This window comes from Streptantibioticus silvisoli, from assembly GCF_027947535.2.
Taxonomy (GTDB): domain Bacteria; phylum Actinomycetota; class Actinomycetes; order Streptomycetales; family Streptomycetaceae; genus Streptantibioticus_C; species Streptantibioticus_C silvisoli.
Genome location: NZ_JAAGKO020000058.1, coordinates 45,440 through 51,701 on the forward strand (window position 1 = coordinate 45,440; position 6,262 = coordinate 51,701).

The following is a 6,262-nucleotide window of genomic DNA, read 5'->3' on the forward strand; positions in this document are numbered from 1 at the left end:
TGATGCGCCACGGCCAGGTGGAGAACCCCGGCGGTGTGCTCTACGGCCGACTGCCCGGGTACCACCTGTCCGACCTGGGCCGGAAGATGGCCGACCGGATCGCCTCCAGCCTGGCCGAGCGCGACATCACCCACGTCGTCTCCTCCCCGCTGGAACGCGCCCAGGAGACCGCCGCGCCGATCGCCGATGCCCACGACCTGGAGATCGTCACCGACGGCCGGCTCATCGAGGCGCAGAACGTCTTCCAGGGCAAGACGTTCGGCGTCGGGGACGGCGCGCTGCGCCGGCCCGGGAACTGGAAGCACCTCACCAACCCGTTCCAGCCCAGCTGGGGCGAGCCGTACGTGGACCAGGTCGTCCGCATGATGGGCGCGCTCACCGCCGCCCGGGACGCCGCCCGCGGCCACGAAGCGGTCTGCGTCAGCCACCAGCTGCCGATCTGGGTGCTGCGCAGCTTCATCGAGCGCCGCAGGCTCTGGCACGACCCGCGCAAGCGGCAGTGCACCCTGGCGAGCCTGACCAGCGTCACCTTCAAGGGCAACGGGATCGTCTCGCTCGGTTACAGCGAACCGGCCCGCGACCTGGTCCCCGCCCACCTGCTGGCCGGCGCCAAGAAGCAGGCCGGGGCGTCGAAGGGCTTCGGGGCGTAGTCCCGGCCGGTACGCCGCGGGGCCGCCGTCCTCGGACGGCGGCCCCGCACCCGCGTTCGGGCGTACGGGTCGCGCCGACCGCGTCCCGGCGCCGCCAGCGTGCGGTACCCGGTACCGCCTGCGCGCCGCCCGCGTATCGGCTGCGCCGGCCTCCGCGGCCCCCGCGCGCGGGCCCGGTCCCCGCCGCGCTGGTCCGACGGCCGTCCGTCGCCGCTTCCGCGCCGCGCCGCCGACCGCGTACCGGCTCCGCCGGCCGCCGCAGCCCCCGCTGCCTCCGCGCCGGTCCGACAATCACCCCGCGACCGCCCCCGCGCCGCCCCCGTTGCGCCGCCGACCACCCGACCGGCCGCGCGCCGGCCCGTCGGCCATCGCAGCCTGCCGTCCGCCGACCCGGGCCCGTCCGTCGCGGCCCCCGCCGCAGACCCCGGCCCGTCGCGCCGACCGCCTCCGCGCCGCACCCGTCGCGCCGCCAGCCACTGCACCGGCCACCGCAGCCCGCCGCGCCGTCGCCCCCGGACCCGCCCGCCGCCGACTGCCCGGTCCGGCCGCCCCGGCCCGCCACGCCGCCGGCCGCCCACCACCCGCACCCCCGTATCCCGTCCGGGCTCGCCCCGCCCCGTCACCCGTCCGCGCCGGTTCGGCCGGTGGTCGGCGGCGTGCGGGGGCGCTGTCGGGTGGGGAAGCCGGGGGGCCTCGTGACCTGAGAGTTCGTCAGTGAAAGATCACCTTTGTGGGCGTATGTCCGGAGTGATCGTCATACAAATTCCCTCGTTTGCCAAGGAACTGACTTTCCGATCATCGCGTCTAATGGAAAGTACGCCCCTCACAGGGCGCTCACAGAAGTCAAGGTGACACGGCCTCTGTGGACAACGAAACCGACCGCGGATGGTGGGACTGCGATGCGCTCGATGACTCGAAGGAGCCTGCTCACCCTCACAGCGGGAGCGGCGGTGGGCGCGGCGGCGGGCTGCTCGGCGGACGGCGCCCCCGGCCGGGCGAAACCGAACGCGGCCGCCCCGGCCCAGGGTGCGCACCACGCGGCCCGGCCGGCGATGGTCAACCTGATCGGCGACGGCTCGACCGCCTACACCGGGGCGCAGCCGTTCCAGCCGGTGGCGCGGCGGCTGGAGCCGGGGCAGGAGCCGCCGCAGTTCGTGATCTTCTCCTGGGACGGCGCGGGGGAGCTGGACAACGGGCTGTTCCAGCGGTTCCGCAAGCTCGCCCAGGACCACGACGCGAAGATGACGTTCTTCCTGTCCGGCCTGTACACGCTGCCGGAGGACAAGAAGCGCCTGTACCGGCCGCCGAACAACCCGGTCGGCGCGTCGGCGATCGGGTACTTCAAGGACGAGCACATCCGGATGACCCTGGAGCAGGTGCGGCTGGCGTGGCTGGAGGGCCACGAGATCGGCACCCACTTCAACGGCCACTTCTGCGACGGGTCCGGCAGCGTCGGGAACTGGACGCCGGCCCAGTGGGAGTCGGAGATCGAGCAGGCCGTCGGGTTCGTCACGCAGTGGAAGACCAACACCGGCTTCCACGACGTCGACTTCCTGCCGTTCGACTACCGCAAGGAGATGATCGGCGCCCGCACGCCCTGCCTGCTGGGGCAGGACAACTGGCTGCCGACCGCCCGCAAGCTCGGCTTCCGCTACGACGCCAGCTCGCCGGGCGGCAGCCAGGTCTGGCCGGCCCAGCGGCTCGGTATCTGGGACCTGCCGCTCCAGCTGATCCCGTTCCCCGGGCACCGCTTCGAGGTGCTGTCGATGGACTACAACATGCTGGCCAACCAGTCCCAGGCGGCCACCAGCTCCGACCCGCGCAACTACCCGGGCTGGCGCCGGCAGGCCACCGCGTCCTACGTCGCCGGCTTCGAGCGGGCGTACCGCACCAACCGGGCGCCCTTCTACATCGGCAACCACTTCGAGCAGTGGAACGGCGGCCTGTACATGGACGCCGTCGAGGAGGCGTTCAAGCACGTCGCGGCGGAGCGGGACAAGGGCGCCGACGTGCGGCTGGTGTCGTTCAGGCAGTACGTGAACTGGCTGGACGCGCAGGACCCCCGGCTGCTGGCGAAGCTGCGCACCCTCGACGTCGGACAGGCCCCCAGCGAGGGCTGGGGAGAGTTCACCAAGTCCGTCTGATCCCGGCCCGCCCGGTCGGCCCGCCGCGTTCTGGCAGGTCGGCGCGGGTGCCGGGGGAACGGCGGGGGGTGCCAAAAAGCGCCGGACGCCCCATGCGAAACTTTTCACATGAGTCTGACGTCCACCCCCCGTCCGAGCCGTCCGTCGCGCCGCCCCCGCCGAGCCGTCGCCGCACTGGCCGCCGCGGGCGCGCTGGCGCTGACCCTGGCCGGATGCGGTTCGATGTCGGGGCAGAGCTCGTCGGGGGCCGGCAGCGGCGGGGAGAACACCCGGTTCGTCCAGGGCACCGGCGAGATCACCACCGTCGAGCAGGGCCACCGGGTGGCCGCGCCGGACATCTCGGGGAAGACGGTGGACGGCGGGAAGCTCGCGCTGTCCGACTACCCCGGCAAGATCATCGTGCTGAACGTGTGGGGCTCGTGGTGCGACCCGTGCCGCGCCGAGGCGCCCAACCTCGCGCAGGTCGCCAAGGACACCGCCGGCAAGGACGTGCAGTTCGTCGGCATCGACACCCGTGACATCAAGCCCGCGCAGGCCCAGAGCTTCGAGCGGAAGTTCGGCATCACCTACCCGAGCCTGTTCGACGCCGACGGCTCGCTGCTGCTGAAGTTCCCGCGCGGCAACCTCAGCCCGAGCGGCATCCCCAACACCCTCATCCTCGACCGGCAGCACAAGATCGCGGTGCGGCTGCTGAAGCCGCTGACCGCCGACGAGCTGCGCAAGGCGCTCGACCCGATCATCGCGGAGAAGTGACGTGACGGCCCTCGCCGCGCTGGGCGACTCCAACCAGACCGTGCTGTCCGGCGCGCTGCTGCTCGCGGTGCCGGTCGCGCTCATCGGCGGCCTGGTGTCGTTCTTCTCCCCGTGCGTGCTGCCGCTGGTGCCCGGCTACCTCAGCTACGTCACCGGGGTCTCCGGCGCCGACCTCGGCGACGCGCGGCGCGGCCGGATGGCGGCCGGCTCCTCGCTGTTCGTGCTGGGCTTCACCGCGGTGTTCGTCTCCGGCGGCGCGTTGTTCGGCGGCTTCGGCTACACGTTGCAGGCGTACAAGGACCCGATCACCAAGGTGCTCGGCGCGCTGACGATCCTGCTGGGCATCGCCTTCATGGGCGTGGTCCCGGGACTGTTCCAGCGCGAGTTCCGGCTGCACAAGCGGCCCACGATCGGGCTGGTCGGCGCGCCGCTGCTCGGCGTGCTGTTCGGCGTCGGCTGGACCCCGTGCCTGGGCCCGACCCTCGCCGCGGTCAACGCGCTGTCGATGAACCAGGCCAGCGCCGGGCGCGGCGCGCTGCTGACCGCGGTGTACTGCGCGGGGCTGGGCGTGCCGTTCATCGTGGCCGCGATAGCGTTCCGCAAGGCGCTCGGTGCCTTCTCCTTCGTCAAGCGGCACTACGCCTGGGTGATGCGCATCGGCGGCGGCATGCTGGTGGCGGTCGGCGTCCTGCTCGTCACGGGGGCCTGGGACTGGATCATCTACCAGATGCAGGGCTGGTCCGGTGGCTTCAATGTGGGGATCTGAAAGATGAGCGGTACGGACCGGGCCGGCGCGACACGCGCGGCGGACACCGAGGCGGCGGCCGCGGCGCTGAGCACCGCGCCGCGCGAGGAGACCGGCGGTGACGACGGCTCCGGCGGGCCGAACCTGCCACGGCTCGGGGTGATCGGCTGGACGCGGTGGTTCTGGCGGCAGCTGACCTCGATGCGGGTGGCGCTGATCCTGCTGTTCCTGCTGTCGCTGGCGGCCATACCCGGCTCGATCATCCCGCAGCAGAACACCGAGCCGGTCAAGGTCACCGACTTCCTGACCAAGCACACCCTGGTCGGCCCGCTCTACACCCGGCTCGGACTGTTCCACGTCTACAGCTCGGTGTGGTTCTCGGCGATCTACATCCTGCTGTTCGTCTCGCTGGCCGGCTGCATCGTGCCGCGCGCCTGGCAGTTCGTCGGCCAGCTCAACGGCCGCCCGCCGCGCGCCCCGCGCAAGCTGGACCGGATGCCGGCCTACGCGACCTGGACCACCGAGGCCGAGCCGGACGTGGTGCTGAAGGCGGCCACCGCCCGGCTGCGCTCGCGCCGCTACCGGATCGCGCCGGACGACGGATCGGTGGCCGCCGAGAAGGGCTACCTGCGCGAGGCCGGCAACCTGCTGTTCCACATCGCGCTGTTCGGCCTGCTGATCGCCTTCGCCATCGGCACCCTGTTCAAGTCCGACGGCACCACGCTGGTCACCACCGGCGGCGGCTTCAGCAACAACCAGACGCAGTACGACGACCTGAGCCACGGCGCGCTGTTCGACCCGGACGACATGGCGCCCTTCGGGTTCACGCTGAACACCTTCAAGGCCACCTACCAGACCTCCGGTCCCACCAAGGGCACCCCGGTCACCTTCTCGGCCGGCCTGACGTACGCGGCGGCCGACGGCAAGGAACACCGCACCACCATCCACGTCAACGAGCCGCTGAAGATCGAGGGCAACAAGGTCTACCTGACCTCGCACGGCTACTCGATGAACGTCACCGTGCACGACGCGAAGGGCAACGTGGCCTTCACCGGCCCGGTGCCGTTCCTGCCGCTGGACGGCAACCTCGCCTCGCAGGGCGTCATCAAGGTCCCGGACGCGGTCGGCAAGGACGGCAAGCCGGAGCAGTTGGGCTTCGCCGGCCTGTTCACCCCGACCACGGTCAAGGACCCGGTGATGGGCCCCCAGTCGACCTTCCCGGCGCTGGGCCGCCCCGACATGTTCCTGACCGCGTACTACGGCGACCTCGGCATGGACGCCGGGCTGCCGCAGAACGTCTACCAGCTCGACACCGCCAACAAGAACCTCCACCAGTTCAAGTTTCCCAACGGTTCGCCGCTGAGCGTGCAGATGGCGCCCGGCGACTCCCTGAAGCTGCCGAACGGCGCCGGAACGCTCACGTTCAACGGCGTCGACAGCTGGGCCGACTTCGAGATCGTCCACCAGCCCGGCATCCCGCTGGCCCTCGGCAGCGCGCTGAGCATGCTGCTGGGACTGGCCGGCTCGCTGTTCATCCAGCGCCGCCGGGTGTGGGTGCGCGCGGTCGCCGGACCCGGCGGGCGCACCGTGGTGGAGATGGCCGGACTCGGCCGCAGCGAATCGCCCAAGGTTGCCGACGAGCTGACCCAGCTCGTGCGGATCGTGCACGAACAGGCCCCGACCGCCCCCGACCCGCAGACCGACCCGACCGACGACGCGCGGGAAGCGAAGGAGCACGCGTGAACATCGCCGACGCGGTGAACGAGACGTTCGCCAACTACAGCAACTACCTGATCTATTCGGCGATGGCCGTCTACACGCTGGCCTTCCTCGCACACATCGCGGAGTGGACCTTCGGCAGCCGCAGCAAGATCGCCCGCACCTCCGCGCTGGTGGCCACCCCGGCCGCGGCCGTCGCGGTGCCCGCCCCGGCGGCCCCCCCCCAGGTCGCCCCCCCCGCCCCCCCCCCC

At 72.0% G+C, this 6,262-nt stretch carries 5 protein-coding genes and 1 pseudogene; all 6 read left to right on the top strand.

Annotated elements, in window-relative coordinates; all coding sequences use genetic code 11:
- Positions 1-2: 2 nt before the first annotated feature.
- On the top strand, positions 3-650 hold the full coding sequence (locus tag POF43_RS28865) for a histidine phosphatase family protein (protein ID WP_271312912.1): 648 nt from the start codon (positions 3-5) through the stop codon (positions 648-650).
- A gap of 899 nt (positions 651-1,549) precedes the next feature.
- Positions 1,550-2,794, top strand: a complete 1,245-nt coding sequence (locus tag POF43_RS28870; protein WP_271324900.1) for a polysaccharide deacetylase family protein — start codon at positions 1,550-1,552, stop codon at positions 2,792-2,794.
- Between the two features lie 108 nt (positions 2,795-2,902).
- Positions 2,903-3,547 (top strand): TlpA family protein disulfide reductase, encoded by a 645-nt coding sequence (locus POF43_RS28875; RefSeq protein ID WP_271316971.1) that lies wholly within the window; start codon positions 2,903-2,905, stop codon positions 3,545-3,547.
- Position 3,548: 1 nt separating this feature from the next.
- On the top strand, positions 3,549-4,313 hold the full coding sequence (locus tag POF43_RS28880; RefSeq protein WP_271316970.1) for a cytochrome c biogenesis CcdA family protein: 765 nt from the start codon (positions 3,549-3,551) through the stop codon (positions 4,311-4,313).
- Positions 4,314-4,316: 3 nt separating this feature from the next.
- The gene (gene resB, locus POF43_RS28885; RefSeq protein WP_271316969.1) at positions 4,317-6,035 is read left to right on the top strand and encodes a cytochrome c biogenesis protein ResB; all 1,719 of its coding nucleotides are present in this window, start codon (positions 4,317-4,319) and stop codon (positions 6,033-6,035) included.
- Positions 6,032-6,262: pseudogene (locus POF43_RS28890) on the top strand (c-type cytochrome biogenesis protein CcsB); the annotation flags it as partial. The gene resB and the pseudogene POF43_RS28890, both read left to right, overlap by 4 nt.

Excerpts from the sequence above, each read along its gene's own strand:
- POF43_RS28870 (WP_271324900.1), top strand. The coding sequence starts at position 1,550 with ATGCGCTCGATGACTCGAAGGAGCCTGCTCACCCTCACAGCGGGAGCG.
- POF43_RS28865 (WP_271312912.1), top strand. The coding sequence starts at position 3 with ATGCGCCACGGCCAGGTGGAGAACCCCGGCGGTGTGCTCTACGGCCGA.
- resB (WP_271316969.1), top strand. The coding sequence starts at position 4,317 with ATGAGCGGTACGGACCGGGCCGGCGCGACACGCGCGGCGGACACCGAG.
- POF43_RS28875 (WP_271316971.1), top strand. The coding sequence starts at position 2,903 with ATGAGTCTGACGTCCACCCCCCGTCCGAGCCGTCCGTCGCGCCGCCCC.